Genomic DNA, 654 nt, shown 5'->3' with positions numbered 1-654 from the left:
ATTCCAGATTCTTTCAGTGCAGCTTCAGATTCTCTAGTTGCATTGGTTGGATCATTACGACGCAATGCATTCTGGATATGTTCTTCAGATGCAACCATCTCTCCTTCAGGTGAAGTAGAACGAGTAGGAGCTTTAGCACCTCTTGCCATAGCAGCACCACGAGCCATAGACTGTGTTGCTTTCATGGATGAAGTAGCACCACTAACCACAGCTTTAATTGGTTTAGTCCAAGTAGCTGGTTTAGTAACATCAAACCCTTCAATACCAATCTCTTTAGCAGCAACCATATCTTTGAACTGACCTTTAGGTGCAGTTGGATGCATACCACGAGTACGGGTATTAAAGTTATGCCATGCTTGCAGATCAATCGCTGGGTTAAACACACCAGTCTCGCCGTTGATACCTTTAAACTTATCACTCAAACCAAGAGCAGTAGAATCACGTGTGATTTCTCTTGCTTTCATTTCAAGACGTTCAGTGTTAATAGGTTTACCATTGGCAACTTCGGTGGCCATGCTATTATAGTCACGCAGGTTCTCTGTAAGGCGCTGTGCGCTCTCGTAGAGTTCTGGTTGTTCTGCACTACGTAGTTGTTCACGAGTCTTCACAGCAAGCTCGTAGTTGCCGTTAAAAGCATTCTCAACTTTCTGTTGT

1 protein-coding gene is annotated in these 654 nt (G+C 43.7%); it reads right to left on the bottom strand.

The features are described from left to right. A partial coding sequence (locus N1032_RS25875) for a hypothetical protein (RefSeq protein WP_259543485.1) occupies positions 1 to 654 on the bottom strand: 654 nt, incomplete at both ends.

It is taken from the genome of Herbiconiux daphne, assembly GCF_024979295.1.
GTDB classification, from domain to species: domain Bacteria; phylum Actinomycetota; class Actinomycetes; order Actinomycetales; family Microbacteriaceae; genus Herbiconiux; species Herbiconiux daphnes.
This window is presented reverse-complemented; position numbering and strand designations above follow the sequence as displayed.